Raw genomic sequence first — 16687 nt, 5'->3', positions numbered from 1 at the left:
CGCCTCCTGGTATGTACTTTCTATCTTAGTGTATACCAGCGGGACATTTTCATTTGTGATTACTTAGGACATTATCACTTGTGTTTCACAGTATTTTTCATTCTCAGCGTTATTCTGTTGTTTTTATTTTATGCGCATATTATAATCTAATGTCGGCTGATTTAAGCCGCCGTCCTTTACAGCCGATAATCATTGAATCGAGGTAACATATATGGATAATACCACCAAATACGAATACTTATCCGAAAACTCGAACGTAAAAACACTCCCTATCATGCTGTCGCTGATCATCGGTACATTTTTCGCCATTCTGAATGAAACGCTGTTGAATATTGCACTGACAACTCTGATGCATGAATTTGATATCACACTGCCGACGGTACAGTGGATGGCGACGGGCTTCATGCTTGTCATGGGCATCGTCATCCCTGTCTCGGCCCTGCTGCTCCAGTGGTTTACGACCAGACAGCTGTTTTTGGGAACGATGATCATATTCACAGTCGGTACGGCCATCTGTGCAATGGCACCGACGTTCCCTGTACTCCTGTCCGGCCGTCTGATACAGGCAATCGGTACCGGAATGCTGATGCCGATCATGTTCAACGTATTCCTGCTGCTCTACCCGCCGGAGAAGCGCGGTAAGATCATGGGCCTCGTCGGTCTGGTCATCATGTTCGCACCGGCAATCGGCCCTACACTATCAGGAGTAATCGTCGAATATCTCGGATGGAGATTTTTGTTCATCACGGTCATCCCGTTCTCACTTTTCTCGATCATATTCGCCTTCATCTTCCTGGTGAATGTATCTGAAGTGACGAAACCGAAGATTGATATTCCGTCCATCATCTTCTCCACAATCGGATTCGGCGGCACGATCTACGGATTCAGTTCCGTCGGTAAAAGTGACGCCGGATTCATGAACCCTGAAGTGATGGTTGCAATCACAGCAGGGGGGATCGGCATCGCCCTGTTCGCCTTCAGACAGCTCAGACTGGATGAGCCGATCATGGACCTGCGCGTGTTCAAGTACCCGATGTATGCCCATGCAGTAATCCTGTTCCTGATAATCATCATGACGATGTTCGCATCAGAGATCATCCTGCCGATCTACATGCAGGGGCCACTTGCGCTGAGCGCGGCCGCTGCCGGCATACTGCTTTTGCCCGGCAGTCTTCTGAACGGGGCACTCTCCCCTTTCATGGGGGCGCTGTTCGATAAGCTCGGCCCCCGCCCGCTCATGATACCCGCAACGCTCATACTGAGCGGCACGATGTTCCTAATGAGCCGCCTGGATACAGACAGCCAGCCGTGGGTCATCCTCGTCGGGTTCATGCTGCTGATGATCTCAGTCTCTGCAACAATGATGCCTGCACAGACGAACGGACTCAATCAGCTGCCGAAAAGGCTCTACCCGCATGGCACCGCCGTCGTTTCAACTCTGCAGCCTGTGGCAGGCGCCATCGGTGTGTCCGTCTTCATCAGCATCATGAATGCCAGACAGATGAACTTCCTGGGGAATGCATCGAATCCAGATGATCCTGCCACAATAGACCAGGCAATGGTGGCAGGCGTCGAACTCGTATATTTCATCGCCTTCACCATTTCCATCGTTGCTGTAATCATGTCGCTTTTCGTCTACCGTGCCAAACCTACTGACAGCATGAAGATGCAACAGCCAGATATACAGCCATGATAAAAAGCTTCCCGAAAAATTTCCGGGAAGTTTTTTTATGTCTAATCCATGATTTCCTTCACTCTGCCGACAGTACCATCCTCAAGCTTCACTTTGATGCCGTGATGATGCTGCGGTGAATTCGTCAGTATCCTTACCACAACACCTTCGGTCAGTTTCCCCGTCCGCTGATCCTGTTTCTGGACAACTTTTACCATCTGTCCCGGTTTTATGTCTGCTCTTCTCGTTCCCTGCATATTCATTCTCCTTTGATTTCCGTCATATATTTTCCACCGTCCATTTTGTCAGTACCCGTCCTTTCCCCCCACACAACACTTCTGTAATTGACGGGATCCGTATCGCCTTCTGTACTGATGGTCAGCACGCTTGAACCTGCATCCAGGCCAAGCTCTTCTTTCAGGTTTCCATATTCTTCATTCGTCATCACTTCATACAGAAAGCCGAGAGGGAGCGCACCGGATTCGCCAGAGATCACTTTACTGTCCTCCCCTGCCGGGTTTCCAAGTATGCGCATGCCTGTTGCACTTATGGAATCGGCACACGAAGCGAAGCCGTCAGCGACGGACTTCAATATTTCCCAGTCGGCCGGGTTGGGGGCTCCGCATGACAAACCCGCCATCATCGAATCCAGACTGCCGTGTACACGGACCGGTCTGCCGTCTTCACTCTTCGCTGACCGATGCAGGCAATCCGCTCTTTGGGGTTCAACCACAATGATGTGGGGCGGGCGACCGTCTGTCAGATTGTATACGGCAGCAGCCATTGCTCCGGCGAATGAGCCAACGCCCGCCTGGAGGATGATGTGGGACACTCCAGAAAGCCTTCGCCCCTGCAGCTGCCCTTCTATTTCAGCAATGATGGTCATATATCCCTGCATTATGTACATCGGCAGCTCTGTGTAACCCTCCCAGGAGGTATCCTGAATATGGACCCAGCCGTTTTTGCGGGAAATCTCCCGTACGTATTCAACCGTGTCTTCATAGTTCATCTCAGTGACCGCCCCTCCAGCACCGTATTCCAGGACGGCATCGAGCCGGGAATCTGCTGTACCTTCCGGCATGTATACTCTGCTTTTCTGCTTGAACAGTTCTGACGCCCAGGCCACACCTTTACCATGATTGCCATCCGTGGCCGTCGAAAAAATGACCGGAGGGTGACCCGGTATCCTCCCGAGCAGCTCATCGAAAGTGAAATCAGCCAGTTCAATGTCAAGCCTCCCTGCAAAATACTTTGCCATGGCGTAGGAAGCCCCGAGACCTTTGAAAGCGTTCAGACCAAAACGTTCAGATTCGTCTTTTACATAAATGCTGCCGAGTCCGAGTACATCGGATAGATTTTTCAGTTCGGCCAGCGGTGTCCTGTCATATCCCGGCATTGACTTGTGGAAACTCTCCGCCTTTTTCATTTCATCGGTATCATGATCAGCGGAAGCCGCTCTGACCCCCACCTCATTTTTGAACCTGTTCACTTCCCAGATGATACTGCTCATACGGCCCCTCCAGAATAAAATATGTGATATATTAAATTTAATATGATCTGATTTTGAGGTGGATACAGGATCCGGAAGAATGGACTGCTAATGCAGACTTTTCTTCAATACAATCATATGTCTCAGCTGCTTCCCCGCTTCGAATATCGGTTCTTTGTAATTGTGGGTGAAGAAATTATCGATCTGATGCGACTTCTCAAATCCGCACGCTTCATAAAACGGGAGGGTCAGCGGGCTGTCGCCCGTGCCGACGTACATGACATCACCCCTGCCCTTATATAAATGCAGTATATGATGGAGCAGTTTCTTGCCGTATCCTTTCCCCTGTTCGCCGGGAGCCACGGCAATATTCTTTATTTCAAATGCGCCGCCGTCTTCATGCGTCACGACACAGACCCCCTTCACCCCGCCGGCTTCCATGATGAACATATCCCCCCGGTCGAGGTAGCGGTCGATCATCTCCTCCTCTTCATCTGCAAGCAGCAGCAGATGAAGATACTGTTTTTTGTTTTCAGTCACTCGTTTTATATCAATATTACACATCTCCTGTAATTGGCAGGCATGCCATGATATCATATACAGACTGGAGGAGGAGACACCATGACAGGTAAAACACATATCATCGGAGGCATCGCCTCAAGCCTTGCGTCCGCACAATTAACGGGACTGGATCCCGTCATCATGGTCGGTGCCGGCATCATTGGCGCCCTGGTCCCCGACATCTGCCATGGCGGCAGCAGGATGGGCAGGGCACTGCCCATGATATCAAAATTGATAAACCTGATATTCGGTCACCGTTCATTCACACACAGCCTGCTTTTTTTGGTGATCATCTCATTCCTTATGGACAGGATCCTGCCATACGAGGCGCTTAAAAACGGACTGATGGTCGGTATGATCAGCCATCTCTTACTTGATATGGCGACCAGGAGCGGAATCCAGCTGTTCTTTCCGATCAGCTTCAAAGTCAGGTTCCCGGTGACGATACGCACTGGAAGCCTGGCTGAAAACCTCATATTCAGCGCCCTGGCACTCGTTTCATTCTATTTCGGGTGGCAGGTTCTGGGCTACTACATATAAAAAACCCCTTTGGGCAATCATACCCAAAGGAGCTCTTGGTTTCTACCTGAACGGACCTTCTTTTTTAAAGTACTGGTCGATTGTTTCAAGCACACCGCCCATGTTATTATGCGGGGCAGTGTATTTTGCCGCATATTTCACATCATCCGGTGCGTTTTCCATGGCGAAACTGTACTCCACGTGAGCCAGCATCTCCAGATCATTGCCCCCGTCACCGAATGCCATTGTCTCGCTGTCTTTGATGTTCCACCGCTCCTGCAGCGCTTTTATACCGCTTGCCTTGTGATGCCCCGGCACAATCAGATCGATGCTGCCGTGGCCGCTGGATGCAGGCGTCACATAATCTCCCAGTATGTCCCCAAGAAAATCCTTCAGCCCGTCAGTATCCTCCGCCGGACATGAGAGGGCAAATTTCAATATCTGATCATCTATGTCGTCAAAACTTGCCACCCGCCTGAGACGCCGGTAGAACTTCCGGATCATTTCGAAATATTCATCCGTCACATAATCCAGTACATAGGCACTTTCTTTGCCGCAGACTATTGTTTCGAGTTTGTCGTGTTTGGCAATTTCACCGGTCACCACTTCAACATGTGCCTTCGGTATGCTTACAGAGGACACTTCCTCGCCCCTGTCCACGACAAATGCACCATTTTCAGCGACATAGCTGATCTCGTCCTGGATATCCCCGTAATATGATTTCAGCTGATAATATTGGTTGCCGCTTGCCACGACGAATTTAATCCCTGCAGCCTTCATCTTTCCATAAAGTTCTGCGAACCTTTCCCGGTCATATTCCTTCGTATCATCGAGGAATGTCCCGTCCATGTCCACAGCAATCAATTTTACTGTCAATGTAATCCTCCTCGACTAGCGCATCTGTGCTCCATTATACCTGGATTCCCTCTATTTTACAGCTTGGAAAAACTGCGGCAGATACTCTTTATGGACTGGCATCATTTCATCGACGATGGCTTTCGCAATCTTATCGGACGGTGTCACATGTACATCAGGGACCCCTGTTCCCCTTTCATTCGAATTTGAGGAATAACAGTATGACGATTGCACTCTCCGTACCCGGTGAAAATGATTCCACGGTCAGGCACCTCAACCAGCGTAAACAGGAGGGCATTACCATCATCAGCATAAAGATTCATAAACATTCGACCATCGCCAAAATATCAGATGTGAATATTTCGTATTACATTACTGAAGAGTGGCTTGAAAATGCCAACATCACCACACAGATTCCCGTCATGCATGCGCTTGAAGCCGTAGCCCGCGAAATACATGATCTGAACGGATAAAGCTCCGGGCATCCTGTGTGCCCGAAGCTTTGTCCACTGTCTATTCACTTCCCTGGTTTACCGACACCGTTATTTCCTCTATGCGCCTCTCCCCTGCCTCCTCTACTTTAAAGTGGAGGCCTTTATATGTGAGTTCCGGCTGCTCGCCGGGTTCCGGGAAGTATCCCAGAAGTCCGATAATGAAACCGTTCAGCGTTTCATATTCACCGACCGGCAGCTCTTTTTCGAAGAAATCCCCCACATCAAGCAGATGGATGGTTGCCTTCATACGGTATTTACCAGGGGAAATTTTTCTGATCGGTTCCTCTTTCACGACATCATTGTGTTCCGACAGGATCTCTCCCACGACTTCTTCGATGACATCCTCGATCGTGACGAGACCTTCGGTGCCGCCGAATTCATCCAGGATGATGGCGATATGGGCATTGCTTTTTTGCATATCGCGAAGAAGGCGATCGATGCTCCGGCTTGATGACGTAAAGAACGGCTCATGGCATAATTCCGGCAGATTGAACGTCTTCTCTGTTCCATCCTCCATGAGTTCCAGCAGATCTTTTGCCCGCAGTATACCGATGATATTGTCTATATCCCCATCATAGACCGGAAACCTCGTATACTTCTTACTGTTCACGGTGGAAACGACTTCACCGAAATCCGCATCGAGCGGGATGGCGGCCATTTCAGTCCTGTGTGTACTGATGCCGGTCACCTTCGTATCATCCAGTTCAAAGATGTTATTGATCATCATGCTTTCGGTCTGCCTTATACTCCCTTTCTCTCCGCCGAGCTCGACCATCATCCTTATGTCCTCTTCCGACGCTTCATCGTTCCTTGCATTGGGGTCCAGTCCGAAAAGGCGTACGATCGTGTTTGTCGAAAACGTCAGAAACTTGACGATGGGCAAGGTGATCTTGAACAATATCGTGAGCGGGCCGGCCGCAACATTTGAAATGCCTTCCGCCTTCTGCAGCGCAAGCTGCTTCGGCACGAGTTCACCAAATACGAGAGTAAAGTAGGACAGCACAAGTGTGATTACAACCACTGAGACCGTCTGGAGCAGTGATTCAGAAAGCGGCACTCCGATACCTGTAAGAAAAGATGCCAGCGGCCGGGCGAAAAAATCCGCAGCAAACGCACTTGCCAGAAATCCGGCCAGCGTAATGCCGATCTGTATGGTGCTCAGAAACCGCCCCGGTTCGGTAATGAGGTTGTTCAGCTGAATGGCTTTTTTATCGCCTTCATTCGCCTGCTTTTTCACTTTGTTATCATTCAGTCCGATCAGAGCGATCTCCGATGCTGCGAAAAAGGCATTGATCAGAATGAGGATGACCAGTGTTATGACTGCTAATACCATTTATATTCCTCCGTTTTATCATAAGTGATCATTTTCCTGTACCTTACTTTACCCGCCGGATGGTATATTAACAGCATTAGCGCATCCTTTTGTGTTGCCGATGGCCTTGCACCGGGGAGTGCCGACAGAAGGGCTGCGGATGAGTGTTCCCACGAGCCGTGCCTTTGCTGATTGCTTTACAGACTGAACCTGAAATGCCCCTCTACATGGAGGTAGAGGGGCATTCATGTAATTCCGTCATTGGTCATTGGTCATTTGGTCATATCATTTGAGCATACCGTGCGGATCGATGACGAATTTCTTCGCCACACCACTGTCGAAGTCCTTATAGCCGTCCGGTGCTTCATCCAGACCGATGACTGTGGCATTCACCGCCTTGGCGATCTGCGCATTGCCGGAAAGGATGGATTTCATGAGGTCCCTGTTATACTTCATGGCAGGTGTCTGGCCCGTTGTGAAGTGATGCGCTTTTGCCCAGCCCTGGCCGAAACGCACTTTCAGCGAACCGGTCTGTGCATCCTTGTCCGTTGCCCCCGGATCCTCCGTTACATACAGACCCGGAATACCGAGGCTGCCGCCTGCCCGTGTCACATCCATGATGGTATTCAGCACGGCTGCCGGCTTTTCTCCACCGTCCTTGCCGTGGCCCGATGCTTCGAAGCCGACCGCATCGATGGAACTGTCCACTTCCGGCACGCCGAGAAGCTGTTCAATCTGCTCTCCGAGCCTGTCATGTTTGGTCAGATCCACTGTATCACAGCCGAAACTCTCAGCCTGTTTCAGCCTCTCAGCCTTCATGTCGCCTACAATCACCCGCGAAGCTCCGAGAAGCTGGGCTGAATGTGCTGCTGCAAGTCCGACCGGTCCTGCGCCTGCCACATAGACTGTGGACCCGGTTCTGACCCCGGCCGTCAGCGCCCCGTGATAGCCTGTCGGGAAAATATCCGACAGCATGGTCAGATCGAGTATCTTTTCCATGGCCCGTTCCTTATCCGGGAACACAAGAAGCTGGAAATCCGCATAAGGCACCATTACATACTCCGACTGGCCGCCGACCCAGCCGCCCATGTCCACATAACCATATGCCGCACCCGGCCTATCAGGGTTTACGTTCGTACAGATATGCGTCTTCTGTTCACGGCACATTTCACAGCGTCCACAGGCAATGTTGAACGGGACGGATGCGATATCCCCTTTTTTGACAAACTCGACATCGCGTCCTACTTCAATCACTTCCCCTGTAATTTCATGGCCGAGCACCAGACCTTCCGGCGCAGTGGTGCGGCCGCGCACCATGTGCTGGTCACTGCCGCAAATGTTTGTCGTAATTACTTTAAGTATTACGCCATGTTCACATTTGCGCCCAACGTTCGCTTTTGGCACACCCGGACCATCCTTCAATACCAGATCCGGGAATTCGATATCCTGGACTTCAACACTGCCGCCTCCTGTATAGACTACACCACGGTTTCCTTCCATCTGTACCCCTCCTCACAGTGTAAAACCACTGCTTATTTTAAGATGTCCCGTTAAAAGCCTTTGCACCCGCTTCTGCAACTTTCACATCATTTTCAACGCTGCTTCCACTTACACCGACTGCACCAACGACCTTACCATCAACTTCCAGCGGCAAGCCACCGCCAAAGACGACGATGCGCCCCTGGTTTGTGGTGTTCAATCCATACAGTTCGGCATTCGGCACTGTAGCCTCTTCAAGATTCGACGTCGGCATCTTCAGTGCTACTGAAGTCCATGCCTTGTTCTGCGCTATATCAATGCTTGCCAGCCATGCATCATCCATACGGTGTGTGGCGATAAGATTCCCCCCTTCATCCAATACAGAAATCACCATCTGGACCCCGATATTCGAAGCCTCCTCTTCAGCACCTGCGATAATCTGCTTTGCTACTTCCAAATTCACTTTGCTCATAAAGAATTCTCCTTTTTGATAAAGTGATGATATTAGAAGCCTCACCCGGGCTAAATGTCATTTCTGCCTCTGTATTTGGCGAATCATTGAAACTATGTCTGTACTTTGTTTTTGCACCGCTTCATATCCATCATATTCCAGTCGGAATTTTCAGTCAAATGAAGTGTTCTGTATTTCGCAAAAAAAATCAGGCCTTGGAAAAAGCCTGATCATTGTTTAGATTTTCCGGTATCTGCGGAGGACGAGGATGTTCAGTATGACGAATATTGCGGAGAAGCCGAGAAGGACCAGGAGATTGTCATATATGTCCCTCCACCCGTAGCCGCGGACCATTACATCCCTCAGGGACTCTGCTGCATAATACAGCGGCGTGAGCGGCCCTATCCAGCTCAGCAGATCTGATATGGTCTCCAGATTGAAGAGTCCCGAGAAGAAAATCTGCGGGATGACGACGATTGGGATGAACTGGATCATCTGGAACTCGCTGTTTGCAAATGATGATACCAGGATGCCGAGCGTCAGTGCCGTCAGTGCCAAAAGGAGTGTAATGGCAAGCACTGCTGTGAAACTGCCGGCCATCATCATATCGAGGATGTATATGCTGTACCATGCTATGATGGCCGACTGCAGTACGGTCACAAGGGCAAAGCCCAGCAGATACCCCATTACAATCTCCCATTTCCTGATTGGAGTCGACAGAAGCCGTTCCAATGTACCGGTCGTTCGCTCCCTGATGAAAGAGACGCCGGAGACCAGAAAGACGAACAGGAAGACAAAAAAGCCAAGAAGCACCGGACCGTAGTAATCGAAGATTCCTATATTCTCCGAACCGTGCAGATACTCAATCTCAAGGTTTGCGGCGTGGCTGTTTTCCTGGAGTGCAGACAGGGTCGACTGAATCCACCGGATGGCTTCGCTGTTCACCGAAGGATCGCTGCCTTCCAGAAAGACAAGCGGGCTGCCGTCTTCGAACTGGACATATGCATCAAGGCTGCCGGAGACAACACCGTGGTACGCCTCGACCTGATTAGCATATACCGTCACTTCGGCATCGGAGTCCTCCATCTGCTCGGCCACCTGTTCCGGCACATTCACCAGCCCAATCTCAGGAACGTACTCCTCCCCGTCAAAAACAAGGTAAAGCATCGTCAACACGAGGATAGGTGCAAATATGATCAGGGCCAATGTCCGTTTATCGCGGATCAGCTGCTGCAGAATCCTTTTCGACAGGGCGAATACCCTCATCTCAATCCCCCCCATACACGAGGAATGCCTCTTCCAGCGTTCCCGCCCCCGTGTCTTCTTTCAGCTGGCCGGGCGTACCGGCAGCGACTATTTCCCCTCTCTGCATCATGGCAAGCCTTGAGCACTTTGCCGCCTCGTCCATCACGTGGGTCGTGATTATTATCGTCGTGCCCCCCCTGTTCAGTTCATAGAAGAAATTCCATATGCTCCTCCGAAGCACCGGATCGATGCCGACAGTCGGTTCATCGAGGAGCAGCATATCAGGGGCATGAAGCAGTGCGATGACCAGCGACAACCGGCGTTTCATACCACCGGAAAATTTGGCTGCCTTCACATTCAGGTGGTCAGAAAGATCCATCAGCGCCATCAGTTCATGTATGCGCTCCTTCCGGCGCGTTCCTCCGATCCCGTACAGGCTGGCAAAAAACTCCAGGTTCTCAAGGGCGGACAGCTCTTCATACAATGCATCCGCCTGGGCCATATAACCAATTCTCTTCATCAGCTTCAGGTCGGGCATCTTCTCCCCGAACACACGTGTCTCACCGTCTGTGGGCGTGTCGAGCCCCGCAAGTGCCCTGACCAGCGTGGTTTTTCCGGCGCCGGATGGTCCCAGAAGACCGAAAATCTCCCCCTTTTCGATTTCCATATCGATATTTTTCAACACTTCATTACGGCCGAAACGTTTCGAAACGTTTCGGACCGACACACTCGGTTCCGATGTTGCCATATAACCACCTCATCCCCATTGTAGAAATATATGCTGGTTCTTCACACAAAACCAGCCGAATCTTCAGTCCTCATTCATTCCAGCCATCCCTTGTTCCGGGCTTTTGTTATCGCTTCGATCCTGTTGTCCACTTCAAGTTTATCCAAAATGATGGAAACATAATTCCTGACGGTACCGTCCGACAGGTGCAGCTCCCTCGCAACAGCCTTCGTCCTTCCTCCTTCTGCAAGCAGCTGCATGATTTCCATCTCCCGGGCGGTGAGGGGGTTCCGGGATTCGAAGACGACATCTATGAGTTCCGGTGAGTAGATACGTTTTCCTTCCATGATCTGGCGTATTGAATTCGCGAGGGCTTCACTCGGACTGTCTTTCAACAAATACCCCCTCACATCAGCCTTCTTGGCCCTTTCGAAATAACCCGGACGCGCAAATGTGGTGAGTATTATTACTTTGCAGTCTTTACCCTTGAGCACTTCAGCTGCGTCAAGTCCCGTCATCACCGGCATCTCTATATCCATCAGGCAGATATCCGGTGAAATATCACGGACCAGATCGAGTGCTTCCCTGCCGTTTGATGCCTTGCCGCAAACTTCAATGTCCTCTTCCATGTCGAGGAGTGTCCCGAGTGCCCCGAGCAGCATATTCTGGTCTTCGGCGATTACAATCCTGATCACATCTATCCCTCCTCAATCTGCCTCAAAACTTTGGGTACTGTTATATTGACTTCAAATCCATTTTCAGAGCTGAATACCTGGCACTCCCCATTTACAAATGTCAGGCGTTCCCTCATACCCTGAAGTCCATTGCCGAAATCGACTTCGGGGGCAGCATTCCCGTCATCTGTGATTTTCAGGAATATATCCCTGTCCGATTCGGTCAGGGTGATGAGGCAGCGGCGGGCATTACTGTGTTTCACTACATTGGTCACCGCTTCTTTCAGGCTCATGCTGAGTACACTCTCCGTCAGCATGGGGAGTTCCGACGAGTCCGCCCCATTATGGATCTCATAACTGATGCCTGCTGCATCGAGCAGCATTCTGACATGGGAGAGTTCATCCGTCAGACTTGCATTTTTCATGTCACTGATCATCTCGCGCACTTCTTTAAGCGCATGTCTCGCAGTATTCTGTATATCCTGAAGTTCCACTTTGGCTTTGTCCGGTTCCCTGTCGATGAGTTTTTGGGACAGCTCCGCCTTCAGTCCGACCATCGACAGTTTCTGCCCCAGCGTATCATGGAGATCCCGCGCAATCCTGTGACGTTCTTCCACGATGGCAAGTTCAGCTATCCTCTGGTTCGCATCCTCCAGCTTCACTTCCAGCTCTTCCTGCTTGAGCCTGTTGTATTTATTCAGAGGAATCAGTATGACACCCAGGATCGTCATGACCAGAAACGGGAGGTGGCTCAGGAAGAGTACATAATTTATGAAAAACGCAAATATGATTGCGGCCGCCGTCAGCACCAGATGGATGACATACATGGAGATGAACCCGGCCCTGCTTCTTAAATTACCCACATAAAAGGCGATGAACAGTGCAAAATATACATATCCGAACAGGACCGTCATCAAAATATTGATAATGAACTGGAGACTGATCCCGATATATATCAATGCACCCCTGGAATTGAATGTCAGCCAGTAGACTGCAAAAAAGAGTATCGTTATGACGACGCCCACACCGATTTCCCAGGGGGAGATGGAACGGAATATAAAATAGAATGGAAGCACGCAGAAGATGATCCATATGTACAGGCTCAGCCCTGTGTTCTTCGGAAAAATATGATACCAGTCACGCATCCGCCCTCCCCCTTCCGGCTCTTTTGCTTCATTGTATCAGTTTCAAATACACCAGAGTATCAATAGGCAAAAATATCCCCCTGATCTTCAGGGGGATACTGCCATCATTAATGTGTTGTCGCCCGGTGGGCGATATTGTTCTTTAGACGCTTTCTCATGTCCCTGAAGCTGACGAAGGTCTTGTTTTCTTCATCATACAGTCGGAATTTTATGGATTCGAGGCTCGTCTTCAAAGTGATCGTCGTCGCCTTATGAAGCGGCGGTGTGTTTTCATGCGCCTTTTCCAGATGATAGTTCGGCACGCGCGGTGCAAGATGGTGCACATGATGATAACCGATATTACCCGTCATCCACTCCAGCCATTTGGGCAGTTTGTAGTAGGAGCTTCCGTCAACTGCAGCTTTTACGAAATCCCATTCCGACTCGTTTTCAAAATAGGAATCTTCAAACTGGTGCTGCACGTAGAAGAGCCATATTCCGAGTGCCCCTGCGATATAGATGACCGGCAGCTGGACCAGCAATATGACATGCCAGCCGAGTGTGAACCCGATGAGACAGTATGCTGAAACAAGTACCGCATTGATGAGATACGTGTTCAGACGCTCTTTTCGTTTCGGGCCCTTCCGGTTGAAGCGGTTGGAATACAGGAACAGAAGGAAGGGGCCCAGCCCGAACATGACAAGCGGATTGCGATAGAGGCGGTACTTCAGCCGCTCCCATTTATCCGCCTGCTCATATTCCTTCACCGTCATCACCCATATGTCGCCGATGCCGCGCTTATCGAGATTGCCGCTTGTTGCATGATGGATCGAATGCTCGCGCTTCCATTTCTCGTAGGCGAAATGTGTAATTACGCCTGTGAATGTGCCGAAAAAGTCATTGAGCTTTTTATTCCTGAAAAATGAACCGTGTGTGCAGTCATGGAATATGATGAACGAACGGATCATGAAACCGGCCGTGATTACGCTGAAAGGCAGGCTCAGCCAGAACGAGATGCTCAATGTCTGATATGCCAAAAACCAGAATACAAAGAACGGAAGTATCGTATTCAACAGCTGTATGATGCTCGCCCGCGTCTCGGCGTTCGCATAGGGCATCACAGATTTCCTGAGTTGCGCCTGTTTTTCTCTGGTCATAATGCTACCCTCTTCCCGTTATTTTATCAATATATATTATGACGGCTGAGGGCGCGGCATAACAGATGAATCTGTCAGCATTATGACATGACATTTGTCATATCCGGGACTTCATTTATCCTATTAGTGTAAAAATCAGCTGCCGATCTTCACATTCTTGTAGATGCGCTCGAGCGTACCGCATACACTCAGTGCAGCAAGATAGCTTGTCTTCGGATTGTCCGGCATCGGATTGTTCCTGAAAGTGAATTCAGCCTCACCGAAATCACCCGTCACTTTCACATTATGGACGTTCCTGTCGATTTCCGGATCGGCGATGATGACGACTTCCGTATTTTTCATGCCGACGCCTGCAAAGGCAAGAATGATGGAGATATTCATGCTTTTCGGATATTTATCGATCGCTTCCGCCGCAGTTCCTTCAAACATCATTTTTTCCCGGTCGAGACTTTCCTCAGTCAGGGAAGCGGCCGGTTTACGTGTTTCAAGGGAGACGCTGTCAAGTTTCCCGAATGTCTGTGCATTCTGCAGCAGATCCAGTCCGCCGATTGCACCTGAAGGCAGATGCAATGCATGATCATATTCATTCGCGTTCCGGGTGACATCTGCCACCAGATCCTCATCTGCGAGTGCACCGGTGCTGATCAGCAGAACATCTTTTTCTTTGATGACCCCGGGCAGCAGCTCTTTGGCCGCCTCCACCGTTGCCGCTTCAACCACAATATCGATATCGGATGACAGGAATTCGCCGGCCCGGGTAAAAAGCTCCACACCGTAGTCAGATGCCAGTGACGCATACTTCTCCCTGTTCCTGACCAGCACACTCGTGACCCTCAGGCTTTCGTGGGCACTTTCATTGATCTCCTCCAGCAGAAATTTTCCGATTGCACCTGCACCGATCAAACCAATATTCATATAACAGTCTCCTTCCTTAATTTCCAAACCATAATAGTACCCTGTACCCTGGCTGGCTACCTGTATACACATCGGATGAAAAAAGTGTTCAGTCACAGCTTTTTCAGTGCTCAACATAATACGGTTATCCACCCGGCTTTTCATCATCGGCGGACTCTTGTAAAAGAAGCATCTGCCGCGGCAGATGCTTCTTTTACACTCTGAGGGCGCCCCGGAACCTTCGTGCACCATAATAGGATTCCGCGCCGTTATGGTAGATGAATACCGTATTGTAGCGGAAATCACCAAAAATGGCGCCGCCGCGCTCCCTGATCCCATCCGGTGTACTGAGCCACGATGATGTCCTGGTATCGAAATCACCGAGTTCCTGCAGGAAGCGGTACTGATTTTCATCAAGCATCGTGATGCCCATTTTTTCTGCAAGTTCCATTGCACTGGTTTCAGGCTTATTCTTCTTACGTGCCTCCCATGCTGCACGGTCGTAGCATACGCTCTTCCTCCCCGTAGGACTTTCTTTCGAACAGTCGAAGAAGATGAATTCCCCGTCTTCTTCCCCGACAACATCAGGTTCCCCTTCTGTACGCTCCATTTCTGAAAGCGACCATAGTTTTTCCGGATTGGATTCCAACTTCTCTTCGACCCGTTTCCATTCGATTCCTGCATGCCTGGTCATATTGGCTTGAAATCGCTCCCTGGATACCTCCAGCTGCCTTTTCATTTCATCCGTGTTCAGTTTTTTTGCTCGCATAACTGATCATCCCCCTGTCTAATATCCGATGAATGTCTCTTTTCTAATGTTCTTTTTCGGCACCCCGGTGCCGATCAGATGCTTGCTTACCGATTCGACCATGGAATAAGGTCCGGCGATAAGGTATTTTTCCACGTCTGCCCCTTCAAGCAGCTCAAGCTCCTTGTGCAGCCCTTCGCTCGACTCTATGAAACGCACTGCTGCAGTCCCTCTGTCACTGATTTCCGAAAGTTCCCCTCTGTACGTAAATTTCCCCTCCCCATCAACATACAGCAGTACGGGCGGCGCTTCCACTCTGATATCCTCATCAGCCAGTTCGCTGAGCATCGCATGGAAAGGTGTGATGCCGATCCCACCGGCAATGAATACCACCCGCTCCCCGTCATCCGCATGAAAAGAGCCGGCAGGGCCGCTCATAGTCACCTTCATGCCAGGCTCAAGTTCAAGGAGCGCCTGTTTATAATCACTGGGCCTATCGTCTATCCTGGTCGTTACTTCAATCACGTCTTCCCGCGGGGATGAGGAGATTGTAAATGGTTTCGTAGGCGGTTTGACTTTCCGGTGGGTGATTGTGAAAAGCCCATGCTGCCCCGCCTGCCAGCTCAGACCCTCCGGCCTTTCAAAACTGAAAGTATATATATCCACTGAAATCTGACGCCTTTCTTTGAAAATCAGTTCTTTCTTTTTAAAAACAGCTGCTGCATCTTTTAAAAGACCCATCTTTTTATTCTCCTTTTTACGCCTGGCATTAGAAGACACCCTTCTGCATTTCTTTGCTTTATGGTTTAATATAGTTAATGAATACCCGGAAAGGGGCTTGTGCAAATGACATTTGATGAATATGTGGATAAAATTGATGAAAAATGGCGGGAGAGTTTCATAAGAACATGGGATGTGATCAATGAACATCTCCCGGAGGGATTCGAGGCAGGCATCCAGCATGGTATGCCGGTGTTTGCCGTACCGAAGGACAGATACCCTGAAGGTTACCATGTGGATAACGAACCGCTTCCTTTCATAAGCGTCGCTTCACAGAAAAGGCACCTCGCAGTCTATCACTTGGGGATGTACCGGGACCGGGATCTCTATGACTGGTTCACCCGCGAATACCCCAATCATATGACGACAAAGCTGAACATGGGCAAAAGCTGCATCCGGTTTACCAATCCTGATAAAATTCCGTACAAACTGCTCGGTGAACTGGCCGAAAAGATGACAGTCGACGAGTGGATCGAAATGTATGAATCGGCAAGATAGGGGCAGGA

The 16687-nt window shown here is 50.0% G+C and carries 19 protein-coding genes; 4 read left to right on the top strand and 15 right to left on the bottom strand.

The annotated features are described in order from the left end of the window. Positions 1-211 precede the first annotated feature (211 nt). Positions 212-1693 (top strand): MDR family MFS transporter, encoded by a 1482-nt coding sequence (locus C792_RS0102090; protein ID WP_017547781.1) that lies wholly within the window; start codon positions 212-214, stop codon positions 1691-1693. Positions 1694-1734: 41 nt separating this feature from the next. On the opposite strand, the gene C792_RS0102085 is transcribed toward C792_RS0102090, so the two are convergent. The 3 genes from C792_RS0102085 to C792_RS0102075 all read right to left on the bottom strand — a co-directional run bounded on the left by C792_RS0102085 (position 1735) and on the right by C792_RS0102075 (position 3701). Continuing rightward, positions 1735-1929, bottom strand: coding sequence for a YwbE family protein (locus C792_RS0102085; RefSeq protein ID WP_017547780.1), 195 nt, complete (start codon positions 1927-1929; stop codon positions 1735-1737). Between the two features lie 2 nt (positions 1930-1931). Continuing rightward, positions 1932-3182: a diaminopropionate ammonia-lyase gene (locus C792_RS0102080; protein WP_017547779.1), complete on the bottom strand. Its 1251-nt coding sequence runs from the start codon at positions 3180-3182 to the stop codon at positions 1932-1934. Between the two features lie 87 nt (positions 3183-3269). After that, positions 3270-3701 carry a GNAT family N-acetyltransferase gene (locus C792_RS0102075; RefSeq protein WP_017547778.1) on the bottom strand — a complete coding sequence of 144 codons (432 nt, stop codon included), beginning with the start codon at positions 3699-3701 and terminating at the stop codon, positions 3270-3272. 81 nt (positions 3702-3782) lie between these two features. Here C792_RS0102075 and C792_RS0102070 point away from each other — a divergent pair, with 81 nt between their 5' ends. After that, positions 3783-4262 carry a metal-dependent hydrolase gene (locus tag C792_RS0102070; protein ID WP_017547777.1) on the top strand — a complete coding sequence of 160 codons (480 nt, stop codon included), beginning with the start codon at positions 3783-3785 and terminating at the stop codon, positions 4260-4262. A gap of 42 nt (positions 4263-4304) precedes the next feature. On the opposite strand, the gene C792_RS0102065 is transcribed toward C792_RS0102070, so the two are convergent. Beyond that, the gene (locus tag C792_RS0102065; RefSeq protein WP_017547776.1) at positions 4305-5117 is read right to left on the bottom strand and encodes a Cof-type HAD-IIB family hydrolase; all 813 of its coding nucleotides are present in this window, start codon (positions 5115-5117) and stop codon (positions 4305-4307) included. 140 nt (positions 5118-5257) lie between these two features. On the opposite strand from C792_RS0102065, the gene C792_RS14720 reads away from it, so the two are divergent. After that, positions 5258-5569, top strand: a complete 312-nt coding sequence (locus tag C792_RS14720; protein ID WP_245537502.1) for an SIS domain-containing protein — start codon at positions 5258-5260, stop codon at positions 5567-5569. A 40-nt stretch (positions 5570-5609) separates the two neighbouring features. On the opposite strand, the gene C792_RS0102050 is transcribed toward C792_RS14720, so the two are convergent. From C792_RS0102050 to C792_RS0101995, 11 genes are all read right to left on the bottom strand, one after another. Further along, positions 5610-6923 carry a hemolysin family protein gene (locus C792_RS0102050; protein WP_017547773.1) on the bottom strand — a complete coding sequence of 438 codons (1314 nt, stop codon included), beginning with the start codon at positions 6921-6923 and terminating at the stop codon, positions 5610-5612. A gap of 264 nt (positions 6924-7187) precedes the next feature. Continuing rightward, the gene (fdhA, locus tag C792_RS0102040) at positions 7188-8402 is read right to left on the bottom strand and encodes a formaldehyde dehydrogenase, glutathione-independent (RefSeq protein ID WP_017547772.1); all 1215 of its coding nucleotides are present in this window, start codon (positions 8400-8402) and stop codon (positions 7188-7190) included. 37 nt (positions 8403-8439) lie between these two features. Beyond that, entirely contained in the window at positions 8440-8853 is a 414-nt protein-coding gene (locus C792_RS0102035) for a GlcG/HbpS family heme-binding protein (RefSeq protein WP_017547771.1), read from the bottom strand. A gap of 216 nt (positions 8854-9069) precedes the next feature. Then, entirely contained in the window at positions 9070-10098 is a 1029-nt protein-coding gene (locus tag C792_RS0102030) for an ABC transporter permease (RefSeq protein ID WP_017547770.1), read from the bottom strand. A gap of 1 nt (position 10099) precedes the next feature. Next, entirely contained in the window at positions 10100-10825 is a 726-nt protein-coding gene (locus C792_RS0102025; protein ID WP_017547769.1) for an ABC transporter ATP-binding protein, read from the bottom strand. Between the two features lie 74 nt (positions 10826-10899). After that, positions 10900-11499 carry a response regulator transcription factor gene (locus C792_RS0102020; RefSeq protein WP_017547768.1) on the bottom strand — a complete coding sequence of 200 codons (600 nt, stop codon included), beginning with the start codon at positions 11497-11499 and terminating at the stop codon, positions 10900-10902. A 2-nt stretch (positions 11500-11501) separates the two neighbouring features. Then, positions 11502-12623 carry a sensor histidine kinase gene (locus C792_RS0102015; protein WP_017547767.1) on the bottom strand — a complete coding sequence of 374 codons (1122 nt, stop codon included), beginning with the start codon at positions 12621-12623 and terminating at the stop codon, positions 11502-11504. A gap of 107 nt (positions 12624-12730) precedes the next feature. Further along, complete coding sequence (gene desA / locus C792_RS0102010; RefSeq protein ID WP_017547766.1) at positions 12731-13759, bottom strand: Delta(5) desaturase DesA; 1029 nt, start codon at positions 13757-13759, stop codon at positions 12731-12733. Between the two features lie 135 nt (positions 13760-13894). Then, positions 13895-14674, bottom strand: a complete 780-nt coding sequence (locus C792_RS0102005) for an aspartate dehydrogenase (protein WP_017547765.1) — start codon at positions 14672-14674, stop codon at positions 13895-13897. Between the two features lie 193 nt (positions 14675-14867). After that, positions 14868-15422 carry a DUF4256 domain-containing protein gene (locus C792_RS0102000; RefSeq protein ID WP_017547764.1) on the bottom strand — a complete coding sequence of 185 codons (555 nt, stop codon included), beginning with the start codon at positions 15420-15422 and terminating at the stop codon, positions 14868-14870. An 18-nt stretch (positions 15423-15440) separates the two neighbouring features. Then, positions 15441-16142, bottom strand: a complete 702-nt coding sequence (locus C792_RS0101995; RefSeq protein WP_017547763.1) for an FAD-dependent oxidoreductase — start codon at positions 16140-16142, stop codon at positions 15441-15443. A 105-nt stretch (positions 16143-16247) separates the two neighbouring features. Between C792_RS0101995 and C792_RS0101990 the strand changes: the two genes are divergently transcribed. Further along, positions 16248-16679 carry a DUF1801 domain-containing protein gene (locus C792_RS0101990; protein ID WP_017547762.1) on the top strand — a complete coding sequence of 144 codons (432 nt, stop codon included), beginning with the start codon at positions 16248-16250 and terminating at the stop codon, positions 16677-16679. Positions 16680-16687 lie beyond the last annotated feature (8 nt).

Origin of the sequence: Salinicoccus carnicancri Crm, from assembly GCF_000330705.1 — a bacterium.
Taxonomy (GTDB): domain Bacteria; phylum Bacillota; class Bacilli; order Staphylococcales; family Salinicoccaceae; genus Salinicoccus; species Salinicoccus carnicancri.
This window is presented reverse-complemented; position numbering and strand designations above follow the sequence as displayed.